Genomic DNA, 19,016 nt, shown 5'->3' with positions numbered 1-19,016 from the left:
CTTATGTATATTATAATTATGCTTGATATATGAATGCCCACTGGAAAAAAATTTAATCGGCATTGTGCTTTAACATCATGGATTTTGAATTTAGCGAAGATCAGAAACTGCTGATGGAAACTGCAAGAAAATTCTCTGAGTCGGTCATAGCACCATCCATAGCGAAGATGCGCAGTCAGAGGAGGATCCCAGAGGAGGTTTACAGCGAGATGGCAAGGATGGGCTATCTCGGCATGACCGTTCCTGAGAAGTTCGGAGGGATGGGGGCTGACGCCGTTTCAACCGGCATAGTTGCGGAGCAGATTGCTAGAAGCGATCCGACTGCATCTATACCTGTTCTGTTCCTTGTGGACAACGCATGGTCGTATCTTATCTCGAAGTATGGAAAGGAGGAAGTATTCGGAGATGTTCTGCGGAAGGTAGCGAAGGGTCAATGGATCACGGCTATCGCCTCAACAGAATCCGGACATGGATCGGATGTCGCAGGTATAGATACCACTGCGAAGAGGATCGGCGACGAATACATAGTCAATGGCGAGAAATCCTTCATAAGCCTGGTAAGGGATGTGAAGGAGCACGGTGGCGGCTTCGTGACGGTAGTGAAGACAAAGGAGGGTGCTGGATCGAAAGGTATATCGCTACTCTACGTACCCTATTCCGATGATATAGAGATATCCTACCTCGAGGAGATGGGAAGAGAGGGATCATCATGGGGTGTGCTGAGATTCAACGATCTTCATGTACCTGCCAAATACATAATTGGAGAAGAGAACCGCGGCTTCAACATAGTGCATGAAGGTTTTGAATTCGCAAGAGGGCTCATATCCGTAATCTCCGCAGGAACTGCCCTGAAATCCATCGAAAACGGAATAAATTACATGAAGCAGAGGAAGGCATTCGGCCGCGAGATAGCCACCTACGAAGGACTCCAGTTCCAGGTTGCAGACGACGTTGCAAAGATGGAGGCTGCGCTGAATTTCGCATACAGATCGCTCTGGATCTACGATCAGGAACAGAGATATGGGAGATACAGCAGATTCTATGTGAGCAAGAACATAGCCATGGCCAAGCTCATATCAACTACCTGGGGATTCGATGCCATAAACGATGCAATGCAGTGGCAGGGGGCTTATGGATACTCCAAGGACTGCCCAGAAGAATGGGCCCTCCGCGGGATAAGATCGTTCATGCTTGCCGAGGGATCACGCGAAATAATGAAGCTTATTGTGGCGAGGGAATCTATAGGCAAGGAATATCTGCGCTGATCATACAGCATAGGATCCGGCCTGAAGGATAACGTTGATATGCCAGAACACAATAATTGTCCACTGGTGATGATAGATTGTATTTCGATACCGTCAGAGTTCCGAAAGACAGAATAAGCGTGGTCATCGGGAGGGACGGTTCAACAAAAAAGGAGATAGAGAAGAACGGCGAGGTAAAGCTCACCATAGACAGCGATGAGGGAGAGGTATCTATAGACCAGATGGGCGATGCTATAAAATCTAATACCGCAAAAAATGTGGTTCAGGCTATAGGCCGTGGATTCAACCCGGAGAAGGCGATGCTTCTCTTTGAAGAGGGCATGCAGCTGGTTATAATATCGCTAAGAGAATTCGCGAAACCTGGTTCAAGCAGGATCGCGCAGATCAAGGCAAGAGTCATAGGTACAGGTGGAAAAACCCGCACGATAATAGAGGAGCTCACGGGATCGTTCATATCAGTATATGGGGATACCGTTTCCATCATAGGAGACTATCTGGCAGTTACCTATGCGGAGGAGGCCATCAATATGATCATAAATGGGAAAAAACACAGGACAGTGTATGAATTCCTGGAAAGGAAGGCCAGAGAGCTGAGATTCAAGAGGATAGAGGAGAGCTTTGGATGACCGTTGAAAAATACGAGAACTCCCTATTCCAGCGAAAGGTTGATTAAGCCAGATGCCATAAACCCTTACAGCCACGTTTCAGGCCGATACTGCATTCAAAAGCGGGGTGGGGTAGTCAGGAAATCCCGATGGGCTCATAACCCGTAGATCGATGGTTCAAATCCATCCCCCGCTACTTTACTTTTATGTATTTTTCTATGGATTCTGGGCTTGTCGCTATCCCATGTTTCGAGAAAAAATTGCTGACATTGATTATATCCCTTTCAAGAAATTCGGAGGCCATTGGGTGATCTATATCCACTGCCTGCGCCAGATCTATGAAATAGACTTTTCTGTGGTAAAGCATGTTGTATTCGCTTAGATCCGAGTGCACTATCCTGTTTCTGTACATGCGGCGCATGCCATCGAGAACCTCTTCATATATTACGTCGTTTATTTCGATATCCCTTATCTGTGGAGCTGGACCTGACTTTGTTCCTATATAGGACATAACTAGGATGTTCTTGAAGAACCCTATCGGTTTCGGTGCTGGTACCCCCGCATTTTCCAAGGCCATCAAGTTTGTGTACTCTTTTCTTACCCATACGGGTATTATATCGTTTCTATCGATCCTTATCTTTGCAAATCGCTGATCGCCCTCAATGTATTTTCTTATGTTCATGAACTTCAGCGTTGACATCTTGAATATCTTCACTGCCACGAACTTTCTGCCGGAGACCGCTCTGAAGACGACGGACTCCTTGCCGGAGGAAATTGGAAAATCTAGATAATCGATGCTGTATCTTGAAAAAACGTATTTCAATGCTTCAAGGGTACGCTTGTCAAAAACAAGATCAAGCGTCTTTCTATCAAGGTTGGATCTAAATGCAAATTCATCGTTTTTTATGAGCTGTTTGAGAGCTGAGTCATCTATCCTTAACCACCTCACTTGAATATATCGATCACCTCAGGCAGCATGTGATTCCTGCTGAGATAACTAGCCTGAGTCTTCGTGTAGCGGTAGACGACATCAGCCTTCTCAGGCTGAAATTCCCAAGGTTTAACTATAACCAGATCCTTTTCCCTTATCCACATACGCTTGCGCATTCTGCCCGGTATCCTGGCATTTCTGGTATACCCATCCTCACACATGACGGAAAGCCTTGAAGCGCCCTCCATCTTCTCCACTATACCGAACATCTCCCCCTTCTTCTTATTGGGGAGTATAACGCGCCCTATCGATTCCTCATTCTCTTCGTTATTCTCGAAATTTTTGATACCATCGTCAACATCTTCGTCGCCCATACTTCACCATTCTTTCAATGTTCACCTGGTCTATGGCAATGCATGCGCAGCATGGCCATGCCGATAGAGCATATGGATTGCTAATTACAAATACAAATTTAAATATTTGTGGAAAATTCCAAGTTTTCTGGAAAATTTTCCAACTACTGCTTTACGCTTATGCTGTTGACGTTGAAGTACCTTGACACAGCATCCTTGAAGAGCTTTATATTCTTGCCTTCCTTCCCTATTACCTTGCCTATTTCCTCTGGCTTGACACCCACAACTATGTCGGTCCTGTTGTTCTTCCATGAAATCTGAATTTCATTTACGCCGTATCTGAAGAATATGTTCCTAACAAATGTCAAAAGATCCCTTGAGATCTCAGCCACGAGGATGTGCTTGTTGATCTTTTCCTTCAGCTGCGAGATGACGTCCTTGTTCTTCTTGAACATCTCCGCCATCTTGCGCTCGCCCACAACGAAGAGGATCATATCCTCGTTCTCGACACACTCCATCAGCTCAATTCTTGCAATCTTTTCGAATATGGCTATATGAGCCATGGTCTCATTATCAACAGTTATCTCATTCATCTCTATTCCTCACTTCTTCGTTTTCGGATAACCTTTATAAATTATATCGACAGCACCGGTTCCTAGTGTTATTGGCTGACCTACGATAATGTTCTCAGCAACACCTGCCAGTTTGTCAACCTCACCCATTATACCAGCCCTGAGAAGATGCTTTGTAGTTATTTCGAAGGCCGCCCTTGCAAGTACGCTGCTCTTTCTTCCAGATATACCGGTTCTACCCACCGCACGCACGGTACCGCTGAATGTCATCATATCTGCAACAAGCATCAGATGCCTGACGTCCACATTAAGACCCTGCTCCTGCAGAGTCCTCAGAGCCTCGTTGAGTATGGCATTCCTTGCGGCCTCTATCCCGAGGACGTTGGCGATCTCCACTATATCGTTTGTGTACGTGCGAGTTGGATCTACCTCGTCTACCTCCAGCACATCCTTCAGATTCGAACCCTGCGTGTAAATGACCCATCTATGTTCCTTGCCCTCAACCCTTGCAATTGCCCTCTTTATACCGTTTATTCCCTTTATCGTAAGGCCCTTAATCTGTTCCTGCAGCAGATATAGTTTTTTGAAGGATTCCTGCTGTGGTTTTATTATTATCTGGTTGGAATCCTCCATGACGGTTATTCCCTTGATCCTGTTGATGGCATTCATTATGTCTTCCATCTCTATGAGCCTGTCCTTTGTTTTTCTAGGATCTGGCTTCACAGTGACGGTAAGCTCTCCTATATCCGTTATTATGTCCGCCACATCGCTTATGCTGGTGTTCTCAAGCCTCTTAACGACATCCATTACCACCTCATCATTCGTCTCGTATTCTGGCTTGAGGTATATCGTCATGGACGGCGTGCTTGGAATGCGCCTCGCATCAACTATCTCGATCAGCCTGGGAAGACCCAGCGTGACGTTCATCTCCCTGACTCCCGCGAAGTGGAAGGTTCTCATTGTCATCTGCGTGCCTGGCTCTCCTATGCTCTGCGCCGCGATTATTCCGACCGCTTCGTATGGATCGATCAATTCGTTGTCTATCTCCTCACCTATCCTCTTGAGTATGTTCTTGTATGCTTTTTCTCCCCATTCAGATCTGTGCCTGGCGATCTCTTCAGCCACTGATTCTGGAAGGCTGAATCCAAGCGCCTTTGTATCGTTTATAACTGCCTGAACATCCTCCGATAAACTTTCACCGTACTTTTCCTTTATTTCCGTCAGCTGTCTCTCCCCTATTTCGAAGCCGGCAACTGTATCGAGAGTCTTTCCATTTGACTGGAACTCCATTACTGATATCGGTTCAATCTTTTCTATCTTCTCTATGGTTATTATAGATTTCAGGCCATTCTTCTTCTTCGCAATTGCCTCGACATCCGGAGAGTAGGATCTGACCCCTGAGATCACAACATGATATGAGAAATTCTTCCGGTTTATGGTTATGTAACCATCCTCAATGCCAGCAGGGACGTCAAAGTCAACGGCGTAGTTCACTGGAACCTTTTCCGATATGGCGACGATGTTCTTTGATGTGTCACGCCATAAGAGTGATGCCAATTGGATCACCTCCTCCCCTCATCAAAGAGGATGTAATTCATATCTACCGCCTTTCCTCTGGCGCTTCTGGTCGGATCTATTCCATCCTCACCATACCTGATCTGTATAAGAGAACCGACAGTATCCTTGACCTCCCTTGAATCGTCAACCTTGAGATCCTCAAAAGCGTTGATCAGCCTCCTCTGCATGTAACCACTTCTCGACGTTCTGACAGCCGTATCCACCAGACCTTCACGCCCTCCAATACTGTGGAAGAAGTATTCCGTGGGATTAAGGCCGGTCATGTACGAAGACCTTACGAACCCTCTGGCATCTGCGCCTATATCACCGCGTTTGAAATGCGGCAGAGTTCTGTTATAATAGCCTCTGTTAAGTCTTCCGCCTCTCACAGACTGCTGGCCGACTATACCTGCAACTTCGGATATGTTCAGCATCGTAGCCCTCGCTCCAGATCTTGCCATTATAACGGACGGTACCTTCAGACCTAAATATGAACTGGCTATCTTACCTGATTCATCTCTGACGACACCTGCTTCCGACAGTATTTCCATCTCCAGGGTATCCTCGACCGATCTGCCTGGAGCTGGCTGAAGCTCACCGCGCTTGAACGTCTCTATGAGCTTGTTTATGCGCTCCTCGGCCTGTACCACAAGTTCCTCTATCCTGGCCACCGCACTCTCAGGTATATCGTAATCGCTTATACCTGTGGAGAAGCCGCGATAGGTTATGAAACCGACAGCAAGACGCGTCATTCTGTCAATGAACCTGGCGGCTTCCTGGGATCCAAATTTCCTGAATATCTTGTCTATTATGGCGCCAGAAAATGGAGAAACCGCAGCCTCGTCAATGGTTCCATGAATAAGTTTTCCGTCGACGATTTCAACATATGTGTCTGCAGGATCATCCTCAAATTCGCACTTCTCAGATGAACCGGAGCACAGCTTGCTCCTGAATCTCACATTCAGACCCTTCGGAAGAATCGTTGAGAATATATCGCGTCCGTAATAGTATTTCACGCCATTTTCTATCTTTGCATCAGGCAAAAGATCAGGTTCGAGATAAGCCATTATGTGCACCATTTCCTCATGCGTGTATCTTGGATTGTTGTGCGTCAGCAGGAACAGAGCCGTTACATGGTCATGGATTCCACCTATTATGGGGCCTCCAAATCTCGGACTCATTATCTGCTCCTGAACCTTCATTATGATCCTTGCCTCGGCTCTTGCCTCCTCCTTCTGTATAACGTGAAGGTTCATCTCATCCCCATCGAAGTCTGCGTTGTACGGGGTGCAAACTGCAAGATTGAATCTGAATGTCTGGCCTGGGAGTATGCGGACGGTATGGCCCATCATGGACATCCTGTGCAAGGACGGCTGCCTGTTGAATAACACGATGTCGCCCTCCATCAGCTGACGTTCCACGGTCCATCCTATATCGATCCTTTCGGCATTCTCGGCGGCATTCTGATCGGTTATCTTTATTCTCCTTCCATCCGGCCTTATCACATAGTTTACGCCGGTAACATAACGCCCAAACTGATCCCTTGGATTGCGACCGCGTTTTATGAGTTCGCGCATCTCATCGATGTTGAACTGGTTGACCGTAACAGGTACGGTGAGCTCTCTAGCCGCCCTCTCCGGCACTCCAACCTCATTCACCGAAAGATATGGTTCAGGTGATATAACGGTTCTTGAAGAGAAGTTGACACGCTTACCTGAAAGGTTTGATCTAAACCTGCCCTCCTTCCCCTTGAGACGCTGCACGAGGGTCTTCAGAGCTCTACCGCTTCTGTGCCTTGCGGGCGGTATTCCAGGCGTCTGATTATCGAAATAAGTCGTCACATGGAACTGCAAAAGATCCCAGAGATCTTCTATAATCAGCTGAGGGGATCCGTTATCCCTGCTCTCACGAAGCCTCTGACTGATCCTGATTATATCTACTAGCTTGTGAGTGAGATCATCCTCACTCCTTTCACCGGTTTCCAGCGTGATTGACGGTCTGACGTTTATTGGCGGAACAGGAAGAACTGTGAGCACCATCCACTCTGGCCTCGCAGTCTTGGGATTGAATCCGAAGAATATTAGATCATCATCCGGTATCCTCTCAAGCCTCTCCCTTATCTCCTTTGGTGTGATCTTCACGTTCGTACCCTCTTCCCTGAATGTAGTGGGTTTGTCCAATATTATCTTGCTCTGCTGTGCTCCACAATGGGGGCATACCATTCTCTGAGAGGCAAGATCCACGTATTTCTTCGTCAATATCTCTATGTCCTCAGGATCCCCGGTTTCAAAGTCCATCTTCTGTATCTCGGGGAGATAACTGCGGATCTCGTCATCGGTCAATTTGATGCGACCGCATGATCTGCATGTGGCGTCAAGGAACATCTTTATTTCCTTTACAAAACCAACATGCACCACTGGCATGGCAAGTTCAATGTGCCCAAAATGCCCTGGACACTCATCCACCTTTCCACCACAGGTGGCACACCTGAGACCTGGTTCTATAACGCCCATGTGAAGATCCATTAGTCCATGTTCGATAGGATACCCGTCATCATCATAGGTATCCGCAGTAATAACCTTGACCTGACTCAGCTTTCTGATCTCGTCAGGAGAAAGAAGGGCAAATTTAATTGATGAAATTCTTTTTGATATTCCCATCATTTCATATCACCAAGCATTAATCTCATAACAACACCAAGAGAAATCAGCTCATCCCTCATCAGCTTGAAGGCATAGCTGGTCTCAATCGGGTATATATTCCCGGTATTTCCGCAGACGGGGCATCTCAGCGTTCCCTTTCTGCGATCATATATTGCAATATGCCCGCAGGATGGGTTCCCGCAAACGTACAGCACGGTTCCATCGCTCTGATCGAGCAGACGATCCTTTATGACCATGGCGGCCCCATGCGCTATCAGGGTATCCCTCTCCATTTCACCGAACCTGAGACCTCCCTGTCTGGATCTTCCCTCTGTGGGCTGCCTCGTGAGTATCTGTACTGGCCCTCTGGACCTGGCATGGAACTTTCCTGCAACCATATGATGCAGTTTCTGGTAGTATATAACGCCAACAAATATGTCGGCTTTGAATCTTCTGCCTGTAATTCCGTCGTACATGACCTCTGTGGATGATTTCCTGAAACCGTATTTGACCAGCGCGTCTCTCAAGCTTTTTTCTGGCTCTCCACTGAATATGGTACCGTCTATGAACCTTCCAGTTCTTGATGCGATCTTTCCACCGATCATTTCCAATATATGGCCAACGGTCATCCTTGATGGTATTGAATGCGGGTTGAATATCAGATCTGGGATTATCCCGTCCTCTGTGAACGGCATATCCTCCTGCGGTACCACAAGACCGACCACTCCCTTCTGTCCATGCCTCGAGGCGAATTTATCCCCAAGCTCTGGTATCCTCTCACTTCTAACCTTTATCTTCACAACCCTGCTGTTGCTCTCCGAAACCGTCAGAAATACGTTATCCACATATCCACTCTCATTGGGTCTCATCGTAACGGACGATTCGCGTCTTCTCTGCGGGCCCAGCTTCTCTTCTCCTTCTTCAAGGAATCTGGGAGGCGAGGTCTTTCCAATCAATACATCTGAACCCTCTACATAGGCCTCAGGATATATTATACCGCTTTCGTCTAGATTCTTGTAATATTCCTCGGCCCTCGCGCCTATTATATCGTGGGTTGGGATCTCGAATTTATCCTCCTGACCTCCAGGATAACGCCGTTCTTCCGCTGAATATGTCCTGAAGAATGTGCTTCTTCCAAGGCCCCTTTCAATTGCAGCCTTGTTTATGACAAGGGCATCCTGTATGTTATAACCTTCATACGATAGGACAGCAACCACGAAGTTCTGGCCAGCTGGCCTCCGATCGTAATGTATATAGTCCATAACTCTGGTTCTGACCAGCGGAACCTGCGGATAGTGGAGTAGATGGCCCCTGGTATCCGGTCTGATCCTGACGTTTGACTGCGCAAATCCGAGGGACTGTTTAGCCATTGCCGAAGCTATGGTGATCCTTGGCGACGAATTATGTTCAGGATATGGAATTATGGACGCAACAACTCCCAGTATCATAGCTGGGTCTATCTCGAGATGCGTGTTCTCCTTTGAAAGCTTTGAGTCAACATTGAATCTCTGATGACAGAAGCCGCATTCCAGGGTTATCTCGGATTCGCCGGGGTTAACCCATTCCACCATCGATCTGTACAGATAGGAATTGCAATGGGGGCATTTCTCTGGTATATCATAGGCGTATACTGCGATGTATGTGTCTTCCTCCTCTTCAGCATCTAGCCATTCTATGGCGCCCTGCCTCACCAGATCTTCAAAGTTGATCTCCCCGTGTTTCAGCTTCTCGATCATCGATCTATCCAGAACAGTTCTTCCGTCCTTCAATATCAAAAGTGGTCTTCTGAGCCTTCCACGATCGCAATTGACTATAACCTCATTCGTGTTATCGTCGTATCTAACGTTTACCTCATCTGAAATACGTCCAGATCTTCTCTCCTCGCGTATCCTCGATACAAGGTACTTAGGATCGTCATGATACCCTATGAAATCACCATTGAGATACACCCTTCCCTTCTTGGGGCTCTCCTCAAGGACCTCACGCACATCGAGCCCCTTCAGTATCTCCATAACGCTGTCCGGATCTATACCCTGTGTCACATTTATGAGCAATGCAGCGTTCTTCACAAGGCCACAGTTCTGACCCTCTGGAGTTTCATTTGGGCATATCCTTCCCCACTGCGTTGGATGAAGATCCCTTGCCTCAAAGTGAGGCTGCGTCCTTGTGAGCGGAGATATGATCCTCCTCAGATGGCTTATGGTGCTCAGATTAGAAACCCTGTCAAGAAGCTGCGATACGCCTGTCCTGCCACCTATCCAGTTTCCTGTGGACATGGCATGCAACACTCTCTGCGTCAGCAGATCCTGCCTGACCGCAGGCCTTATCTTAATACCGCGTTTCCTGTTGTACGTTTTCTCGAGCTGATATTTCAGATCCTTCATGACGCTCTGGAATGCGCTTCTGAAAAGCTCATCCATGAGGTCTCCAGCAAGTTTTATCCTCTTATTCGCAAGATGATCCTTATCATCCTCTTTTCTTATTCCTAGGCTCAGTTCCAGCAAGGATCTGGCCATCCTGCCCAGATATATTGCCTTCCTTATGCGGTCCGATGGGGAATCGCCAAGATGTGGCAGAAGAGAGTGATCGAGCATCTGGGATATCTTCTTGTCCCTGAATTCTTTGGCCTGACCTGCGGCAAACCTCTTCTCAAGATATGATATTGCATCTTCAGTTGTATTTACGCCGTTTGGAGGGAGCACCTTTGGGTTCTTCGAATCCTCTATATTTGCATATATTATCGGCTCCATCTCAGGTACGGAGGCTATGGCATCATGCACATCCACATCCCTCTCCAGACCAAGGGCCTTCATTAGTATGACGAGTGGTACTGTACCGGCGACGCTTGGAATAGAGACGTTTATGGTTCCATCTGTCCCCTTCTCCATGCTTGTGAGCGCACGGAAACCACCGCGCTGAGAGAATACCTTAGAAACTTCGACCTTGGATTCGTAGCGATCTTCCCATTCAACCATTATCTTATTTGGTGCTAGATCCTCAAGGGAGACTATGACTCTCTCGGATCCGCCTATTATGAAATAACCTCCAGGATCATCCGGATCCTCTCCAACATACTGCAGTTTTTCCCTTCTGGAAAGACCGATGGGACCGTTATTTTTCTCTATATATTGATCCAGGTTCTCCTCGGAAAGGGTGCATATCTTCGATCTCACCATAACGGGGAGATCCCCGACCTTTATTATTTCGGATCCTTTCTCAATTCCATCTTCCACTATCCTGAGTTTTAACGTTACCGGCGCCAGGTAGTTCAGATCCCTCAGCCTGGCCTCATTAGGCGTTATCTGATTTGATGCACCAGATGCTTCCTTTATCTCCGGTTTGCCAATGAAAATTGTCTGCTCACCGATATAGTGGTTATTTTCCCTTATTCTACCATAATATATCCTTATGTCGTGGCCACCTGTCTTGGCAGGATCCAGCACGAAATAACCTGGATCTGCATCATCTGATACTTTCGTCTCATCAACAATCTGCTGCATCACGCTGTTCGGGTTGTCAGGCGTGGCATAGAAAGAATTCATCGAATCAAGCTGATGGTTTACTATTCCATACTTTTTAAAATATGCATCAACAATTTCCTTCACTTAAACACCTCAGACGCAACAACACGATAATATACTGAATGCCCCATTGTAGGGCTTTTCCTCACTATCTTGATTATCGTCCCCTCCTTGATCTTGCCATGAACGGCCTCCAGAGCCTTTATAGCAGGGTCATTAGGGCTGATCTTCGGCAGAAATTCCTTATCAATATTCAATTCCTTAAGGATCTCCTTCTCCTCCTCTTCTGATACTATATGATGCTCCGGAACGAGATTATGATCTAATACATTAAATTTTGCCATTTTCGTCACCACGCGTGAGCGGGCCCGAGGGGGTTCGAACCCCTGACCACCTGGTTAAAAGCCAGATGCTCTACCTGGCTGAGCTACGGGCCCATGATTAGAAGCCTACATAGCGAGGCGATTAATAAACTTTTTAGACGAGGGCACAAGGGATTTATTCACCCTCGCCCAAACTGATGTAAAATACCTGATCACCATATATTTACCTCAATCATTCTATTGTGCTAGCGCGGCAAACCCCTGCAGGATAAGTTTGCTAAATTACGCTGATCACGGTGTTCGATTTCCTCGATCATGAGGTATCAACAAACTTGTATCGCTTCAGCGATACCTCGAAAATCTCTCCCATGGAACCGAGGGAATTAAGTATCTCATCCACTGTGCTCTGATCTATACCCTGATTCTTTGCCGCTACAACTATGTCCTCGTATCTGCATCCCTTCCCATCGAGATCGTTGTTCTTGATATAATCCAACATGAATGAACGTATCTCCGGTAGCTGACCAGACGAACCGAATGAGCTCATGGCTGGCTCAATGACCTCAAAGAGTTTCTGATAATCATAGTCCCTGAAGTTCTTTATCGCATTTAATGCAGATTCGGCTTCAACAGCGGTGTAGCCTGATTCCTTGAGGGTTTCTATGCTGGAATCCTCAGATTTCTGCGCTTCCCTTATGGCAAAATATCTTCTCTTTGCAAAATAGTACGCTTTCAGTATCCAGAATCTCGATGCCTCCTCATCTATCTTTGACACCAGTTCCGGCCTGATGGAAAACAGATAATTTCCACCTGAATTGCGATATGTGCTTATCTTACCAATCACCATAACCCTATCATCCACATTAAGCCCATCCAGCATGGATTTTTCCTCCGGATTGAAACCATTGGAAAACCCTACAACATAGAAATTCCCAACCGGATCGGCAATAGTTATTCTGGTCATTCTGTCGTCTCCTTGCTTGGAAGTGACGTTTCCGGTGCATAGTATTCGCTTCACTGCTATGCCAAGCGGTGTCAAAATCATGGGCTTATCTGATGAATCGTTGATGACTTTTGAATCTCTGAGTTCTGCTGAAAAAATCCAGTAATCCTGATCTCTCTTATGCATCATTGGAATTCCTCCTCTATTATATTCGTGATCTCTCTGTTATCTTCAGCGGAGATGGCGCGTATCGACTGCACGTTCAACGTAATCTTATCATCCTGCATTCTCAGATCACCGGTAACGGATATGCATTTCCCGATCAGATTCTTTTTGATTATGGCATTTGGATTCGTTGAATATGCGTCTCTCCTGAACTGTTCCTGTGGAATACCAGCATATGGCAAGAAGCTATCTCCGTTAATATAGCACGTTATGGTTCCTGTACCATCGGATATTGAGAAATATCCAAATAAATCTGGGTATACAGGGGCCTTTGGATGATCATTGCATTTGCCGTTCTCCACTATCCTCTTGCATACACTGCATTTCGTGAAAATCCTGCTCCCTTGACCGACACTGACAACAAAACCAGCTATGGTTATACCACCCACGGGCGATCTTATCTCAGATATGAAGATGTGCCTTGGCTTATCTGGTATTGTGGTATTTACAGCCTCTATTTTGGAGTTATCGCCTATGGAAAGGCTGATATAGCCATTGAACTGAGTTACACGTGCATTATCTATGCGTACAACATCGTTTTCCTGCAATGCCTTCCCGAACGAAGATATCCTGACCCTTGCCGTTTCATCTTCTATGTACGCCTGATATACGTTCTTAGAAATGCCCTCGTTTTCATATTCTCTTTTATGTACGCCAGTTATCTTCCCGATCACGGAAACATACGGCATGCTCAGGCTGATATCCCTTATCTTCACCAGATCCGAGGTTCTTTTGACCTCCATATCCACGTCCGGCTTCAAGATCACTTCGGATCTGCCATCGATGTATATCCTGATCTTTCCGTTATAGATGCTTGAATAGCATGACCTTATTTCAACCACGTCTCCGACCCGGATAGCAGGCGGGAAGACCCAGGCCGTGAATGGCAGAGTACCTGTCTCATCGCCGATCATACCGTAATAGTAAACGGTCTCACCGCGTTCATTTTTCACGGTGCGTTTATTCAGAGACAGAAGTTTCACCTTCATATCTATATTCTGCTTTGCGGTATCCACCTCGATTATCTTTGATAGCATATTTATTGCTGGACTATTCGTACTGCATATTTATTTTTTAAGGGAACATGCTCCCTGAAAACTTGTATTAAAATATTTACGTAATTATCTTTCATATTCCTTATATAGCCATGAATCAATTTTATTATCGATGGAACTTGGAAAAACATACTAAATTTGATCCCTATGCTTCTGTTTTGAACTATCTTTCAATAACACCCGGCAGGTGGGAGATCAAATACAAAGAAATGATAAGAGGAAGGTCTGGGAAAGATCATCTATTCGATGCTGTATACAAATCTGAACGTAATGAGATTGTCACGGTCATGATCGCCCCTAATTCTTCTGATGTTTCGAAGATGGCAAAGGAATTCAACTATAATTCAGAGGATATTGGTGCCAAGAGGAAATTTCTCATAACCTGTGGTGAGATCGAACCGGATGCAATAGAGAACTTCAAGTCCCAGGGCATATCTGTTCTAATGCTACCCAGCATCTTCTGCAAGAGCGAAGGTATAGGAGATGAGGCTGAAATTCCTGACAATATCATTCAGGATATGCCAGAAAATGATGGTGGTGAAGCTCAAAGGAAAAGATCTCGGGCAAATATAATAATGGATCTGATATCCACGATAAGGGAGAATTCAAATCAAATACCATTGACCAGACTATTTTATGCCTGCAATCTAAATCACAGGATGGGAAAGGGCATAATAGAAGATCTGGAGCGGTCTGGCATAGTCTGTATAAAGAAATCAGGATCCAATAGGAATCTAGTGGAATTAACCCAGAAAGGGATTTTGCTCGCGAATGATTATGAATTCATACGTGATATATTGGGAAAATAGAATGTCTATCTTTTTTTCTGACCCAGCACTGAATTTATTCTCTCATATGCTTCAATGAATCTCAATCCTTTGTCCGTAACCCTGAATTCAGATTTTTCATTCTTTGATTTCTTTTCTATGAGGCCACTTCTGGATAGCATATCGAGGATATCTCGTGCTATATTGTAGTTTGTATTTACTCTATATATCAATCTTGTTATTCCTATCTGTCCATCAGTGTTGTATAATTCTCTCAATACGCCAAATACTAGATCACCGCGATCTCTATTTTTTCTATTAGGGCTAATACCAGCTAAAGACTCCATAAATGAACACCTGATGATCAGATATAAACATTTTGTAATTATAGCTGATCTAGAAAAATGACCAAAAATTAAAATCTTCTTAGGTGTCAGACAAAGATTAATTGTGAACAAATATGCATTGCCATGAGGCGCTATCAGCGATTTGAAAAATTCGAAGATCCTTTCTATCGATTATAATGGAATTAAATATCAGAGCTACATATCATTCAGTTCCGGCATAAAAAATATTTATTTTACAGTTTTTCTAAATGCAATCGATTATAAAATTTATATGTAAAAATGTTTATTGACACCAGTGTCTGACAGACAAAGTATTTTTGGCATCTGAAAAAGTGTTGCTGAAGCTTTCATAACTTTGGCACTGCTTTGACAACCATAAGTATTACCAGCATGAAATATGTCAAGATGGAGGAATAAAGTGATATATAAAATACAGTCTTCGGATGCATTCTCCACCAGAAAAGGTAACAGAGGAAAATAATGAAAAGGCCCGCGAAATAAATGAATATATAGATGATCAAGTTCACGGGATAGATTGAAAAAAACCATTTCATAGCTGGCAGTTCAAAAAACACAATTACAGATATTAATGCCAAAATTGTACCTAACCATCTATACATATTTTTCAGCCTTACCATAGTAGAAAAAGATGATATCATAGCAATTGCGAAAAGAGAGATAAGTGGCATATAAACTGCAAAGTTCATCTCAAAGCCGTAGTCCGGCATAAACAGAGAAGATCTATCAATTCCCAGCATAGCATAAATAATAAGGATCCACGTGCTAGCCGTAAGCGTTGATGTTGATAGCATCTTGAGATTCTGATTGAACAGCAAATTTTGGAACCTTGACCTGTTCTTCAGTCTTTCATATTCATACAGATCTGATTGATCTTTTCTTACTGGAATGGGTGTGACTTCCTTTTCATGACCATAACCTCCCCTAATGATTTTAGGTTGTATGAATGCCTTTTCACTGGTAATTGCCTGAAAGACGAATCCAGTCAGAATTGCCGAGATAACGAATTGCGGAATCAACGCGATAAGTAATGAAAAATCAGGATTCAAAGGCACAACCTCGTAATGATGAATAGCAGTTCATGCACCATATGTTCATTCCAAAAAATAGCTTACTATACGAGCATGCACCCTTTAAAAAAGTCAGATCAACATGACTCAGGATACAAGCGTCAGTTGATTCCAAATTCTTTATGCTTTCGGACTTAATACCGCATATTTTGACGAGTACATTTAATGATCCATTTCTTATTTTGGATAATCCGAGATTTTTTTCCATCAGATCCGCTGCCGCGTATGGATCCAATTTATATTTGAGAAGCGATCCGCCTAGCTCTGCATCTACATTGTTTTGCTGCTTTCGCCACAATACCTCTTTATATCGATCAATATTTTCATTAACTGAATTTGAGATTGAACTAGCAGCAATATTCATTGTATGTAAATACCATAAAAATACTTATAAAGCTTTCCATTAGAATAGACTATTTTTGATCGATTAAAACTCTGGAATAGATGTCTTCACCAAATCACTAATTCAAATTTTTTCTGCCTAACCTATACGTAAACAAAATTAAATGTGAAATTAAGGTACTGGCCAACACTGTTATTTGTATCTGGCGGTTTTTCATAGTAAAAACCAATATAATAAGGTATGAAATTCGGATACTGCATATTAAACGGGCCTTCTAGAGTTTGATTGTAAATTATAGTGCCTAGCGAGGATTCGTTCTGGTAGCCTTCCTTGATATACACGGTAAGAGCTGATGTTTCGCTGCTGTTGAGAACTTTATTGGCCTGCTTTGCTATCTGATCGAGGGTCAGATTGAATGAAGCATTTTTATCCAGGCCATTTCCTATGGATAGTATGTTGAGAAAATAATCTGTGTTAGAAACGTTCCAATTTACATGGATTCTTAGTACGCCAGTTATATTGATATAATTTCCAGAAACAGTACCGTTTTCTATAGTCCATACAAATGTGGCCCCTTTATATTCAGTCGCATTGCTGGTGAGATTTATGATGATCGGCTTCTGCAAGAGAAATCCGGTTCCATTTGCGTGAGATATTATCATGACATCGCCTTCGGCTGGTATGGCTATAAGCGCTATCGCAATCAGAATGACGAAGAGCGATAACAGGATTCTTAAACCGGGTCTCATACTTACGCAGTATAAACAATACGAAGCGAAATATAAATATTACTAATGTTAAATAAATATGTAATTATGATAAGTGATGCGGGTTGAGATTGTATTTCTATACCTCTATAATTGTTAGGGAACCATGAAATGATCTATTGCTAAACTCTTGAGATCATAACATCTCTTTTATGAGTCGATCATTTTGTTTTTTAGCAGAAATGCATATCTTGAAAAATTAAACGGATCTTGTTATGAATCGAAGTTTTTGAGAATAGGAGGTCTCCTTCATCATCTAAGTTACGTGAAGAATTTCACATGCGAATATAGATCATTATATGCTGCATAAAAATAAGTACATATGGTTTATTTTTTACGTTTTCTATAGAAATCATAAATTTTGCCGTATGGCAGGAAGATTAAGGCTGCTATTATTATGATGGAAGCAAAAAGATAATCGTATGAATTTTTAGCGACTTCGTTCGAATATGGCCATTGCCCATATGCTTTTAGTATATTGAGCTTTATCAGCCCAAACCATGGTATATCCCAGAATGCCATGCCTATTATATTGGATGAATTTACTGGAGCATTTGTTATTCCAACATTCTGATCTGCCGCCTCATACGCGTTCAGGCTTGAGTTGTAGATTCCACGATAAGCCAGGTTGAAATCACCCACAGTGATGAACCCACTTTCATTAACCATTCCTCTAAGATATACAACAAGGTTTCTATGGGAAAAACCAACATCATATATCAGAACATATGTCTTTGTTACCTTCATCCAGCTCTGATCATGGAAACCCTGGACTATCGGCATTCCATCATTCCAGGAAAGATAGAACATTGCACGATGTATTATTGTCTGGCCTTCTGGATTCTTGTATAGGATAACATTTCCATACTCGCCATATGTTGAGAATCCAGTTTGTCGACCAACAACATAGGTTATGACTGGGCCGGGAACGCTTGATACTTTTTTAACGAATACAATATCGCCGACATTCATCGTACCGTATGTCCAGTAGTCGGAATGAGTCATGCTCTCAGAAGCTATGGTATCGACTGGAGGCCATATCCCAGAATATATTGTCACAGATGTCAGAAAAATTACTACACCGATGATCACTGCAATAGCTATCATCCTCTTTAAGTCCATCAAGACATCATGATAACCAAATAATAAATAGTTTTTTATTTAAAAGATTAAAAAATATATATTGCTTCCACTAATGGAAACAAATACGCAAAAAAGAAAATAGGTCTATTTTAATTTCAGAAGGCCTCTGACATTGTCAATGTGAATGATGGTGTTGTGTTTAGTTCACCGGAACCGATCACGAATGCTACATATATGGTTTCTCCCTTATATACACCAGGGAAAGTCAGTGCTGTCTGGCTTGCTGTTGAGCTGAGTGTAAAGTTATCGGTATGGGCTGGAATTGCAGTGGAAGTGAAGGGGCTGGTGCTGAAATATATATACGATCCTTCAGGGAATGGGCTCGTAACCATAATGCTTATTGTAAACGTACCTTGAGTTGAACTTGTGAAGTTTATGTCCAGCACATTGACTTCGTATATCGTCTCATTTGTCATGTATCCAATGGTCATATTTCCTATGAACTCTGTCGAACTCGGCGTCTTATATGTCCATTGAAAACCTGCAACTTCATTCGCTGCCATATAGTTGCTTCCAGGCTGTATGTAGAATAAAGGTTGAACCTGCATGCCTGTTCCGCCGCTGAAGCC

Annotated in this window: 17 protein-coding genes and 2 tRNA genes; 4 read left to right on the top strand and 15 right to left on the bottom strand. The window is 43.9% G+C overall.

All coding sequences use genetic code 11. The annotated features are described in order from the left end of the window. Positions 1–77: 77 nt before the first annotated feature. The 3 genes from Q0C15_RS05150 (at position 78) to Q0C15_RS05140 (ending at position 2,066) form a co-directional block, all read left to right on the top strand. Positions 78–1,265: an acyl-CoA dehydrogenase family protein gene (locus Q0C15_RS05150; protein WP_297217039.1), complete on the top strand. Its 1,188-nt coding sequence runs from the start codon at positions 78–80 to the stop codon at positions 1,263–1,265. Between the two features lie 77 nt (positions 1,266–1,342). Further along, entirely contained in the window at positions 1,343–1,891 is a 549-nt protein-coding gene (locus Q0C15_RS05145; RefSeq protein WP_297217037.1) for a KH domain-containing protein, read from the top strand. 100 nt (positions 1,892–1,991) lie between these two features. Next, positions 1,992–2,066 (top strand) — tRNA-Met (locus Q0C15_RS05140). On the opposite strand, the gene Q0C15_RS05135 is transcribed toward Q0C15_RS05140, so the two are convergent. The 10 genes from Q0C15_RS05135 to Q0C15_RS05090 form a co-directional block, all read right to left on the bottom strand. After that, the gene (locus Q0C15_RS05135) at positions 2,064–2,819 is read right to left on the bottom strand and encodes a serine protein kinase RIO (RefSeq protein WP_297217036.1); all 756 of its coding nucleotides are present in this window, start codon (positions 2,817–2,819) and stop codon (positions 2,064–2,066) included. The genes Q0C15_RS05140 and Q0C15_RS05135 overlap by 3 nt on opposite strands. After that, the gene (gene eif1A, locus Q0C15_RS05130) at positions 2,816–3,175 is read right to left on the bottom strand and encodes a translation initiation factor eIF-1A (protein WP_110640379.1); all 360 of its coding nucleotides are present in this window, start codon (positions 3,173–3,175) and stop codon (positions 2,816–2,818) included. The genes Q0C15_RS05135 and eif1A overlap by 4 nt, the downstream gene beginning before the upstream one ends. Positions 3,176–3,318: 143 nt before the next feature. Further along, positions 3,319–3,747, bottom strand: coding sequence for a NusA-like transcription termination signal-binding factor (locus Q0C15_RS05125; RefSeq protein WP_110640378.1), 429 nt, complete (start codon positions 3,745–3,747; stop codon positions 3,319–3,321). Positions 3,748–3,756: 9 nt separating this feature from the next. After that, a complete protein-coding gene (rpoA2, locus tag Q0C15_RS05120) occupies positions 3,757–5,283 on the bottom strand; it encodes a DNA-directed RNA polymerase subunit A'' (RefSeq protein ID WP_367181984.1) in 1,527 nt (508 codons plus the stop codon). A gap of 5 nt (positions 5,284–5,288) precedes the next feature. Further along, entirely contained in the window at positions 5,289–7,946 is a 2,658-nt protein-coding gene (rpoA1, locus tag Q0C15_RS05115) for a DNA-directed RNA polymerase subunit A' (RefSeq protein WP_297217028.1), read from the bottom strand. Next, entirely contained in the window at positions 7,943–11,530 is a 3,588-nt protein-coding gene (locus Q0C15_RS05110; RefSeq protein ID WP_297217026.1) for a DNA-directed RNA polymerase subunit B, read from the bottom strand. The genes rpoA1 and Q0C15_RS05110 overlap by 4 nt, the downstream gene beginning before the upstream one ends. Further along, complete coding sequence (locus Q0C15_RS05105) at positions 11,527–11,790, bottom strand: DNA-directed RNA polymerase subunit H (RefSeq protein WP_110640374.1); 264 nt, start codon at positions 11,788–11,790, stop codon at positions 11,527–11,529. Before Q0C15_RS05105 ends, Q0C15_RS05110 begins: the two co-directional genes overlap by 4 nt. A gap of 19 nt (positions 11,791–11,809) precedes the next feature. Next, positions 11,810–11,883: transfer RNA gene (locus Q0C15_RS05100), tRNA-Lys, on the bottom strand. A 199-nt stretch (positions 11,884–12,082) separates the two neighbouring features. Next, entirely contained in the window at positions 12,083–12,901 is an 819-nt protein-coding gene (locus Q0C15_RS05095) for a hypothetical protein (protein ID WP_297217023.1), read from the bottom strand. Then, positions 12,898–13,974, bottom strand: coding sequence for a replication factor A (locus Q0C15_RS05090; RefSeq protein WP_297217021.1), 1,077 nt, complete (start codon positions 13,972–13,974; stop codon positions 12,898–12,900). Before Q0C15_RS05090 ends, Q0C15_RS05095 begins: the two co-directional genes overlap by 4 nt. A 137-nt stretch (positions 13,975–14,111) precedes the next feature. Between Q0C15_RS05090 and Q0C15_RS05085 the strand changes: the two genes are divergently transcribed. Then, the gene (locus tag Q0C15_RS05085; RefSeq protein WP_297217019.1) at positions 14,112–14,801 is read left to right on the top strand and encodes a winged helix-turn-helix domain-containing protein; all 690 of its coding nucleotides are present in this window, start codon (positions 14,112–14,114) and stop codon (positions 14,799–14,801) included. A gap of 5 nt (positions 14,802–14,806) precedes the next feature. Here the strand turns inward: Q0C15_RS05085 and Q0C15_RS05080 are convergent, their stop codons facing one another. From Q0C15_RS05080 to Q0C15_RS05060, 5 genes are all read right to left on the bottom strand, one after another. After that, entirely contained in the window at positions 14,807–15,106 is a 300-nt protein-coding gene (locus Q0C15_RS05080; protein WP_297217017.1) for a winged helix-turn-helix domain-containing protein, read from the bottom strand. A 347-nt stretch (positions 15,107–15,453) separates the two neighbouring features. Further along, the gene (locus Q0C15_RS05075; protein ID WP_297217015.1) at positions 15,454–16,173 is read right to left on the bottom strand and encodes a hypothetical protein; all 720 of its coding nucleotides are present in this window, start codon (positions 16,171–16,173) and stop codon (positions 15,454–15,456) included. 507 nt (positions 16,174–16,680) lie between these two features. Beyond that, a complete protein-coding gene (locus Q0C15_RS05070; RefSeq protein WP_297217014.1) occupies positions 16,681–17,286 on the bottom strand; it encodes a hypothetical protein in 606 nt (201 codons plus the stop codon). A 345-nt stretch (positions 17,287–17,631) separates the two neighbouring features. After that, entirely contained in the window at positions 17,632–18,426 is a 795-nt protein-coding gene (locus tag Q0C15_RS05065) for a S26 family signal peptidase (protein WP_297217012.1), read from the bottom strand. Between the two features lie 116 nt (positions 18,427–18,542). After that, on the bottom strand, positions 18,543–19,016 hold a 474-nt coding region (locus Q0C15_RS05060; protein ID WP_297217010.1), incomplete at its 5' end, for a hypothetical protein.

Origin of the sequence: Thermoplasma sp. (assembly GCF_023256435.1) — an archaeon.
In the GTDB taxonomy this organism is placed as follows: Archaea; Thermoplasmatota; Thermoplasmata; order Thermoplasmatales; family Thermoplasmataceae; genus Thermoplasma.
Note: the sequence above shows the minus strand (reverse complement) of the source record. Positions and strands in the feature narration are given on the sequence as shown.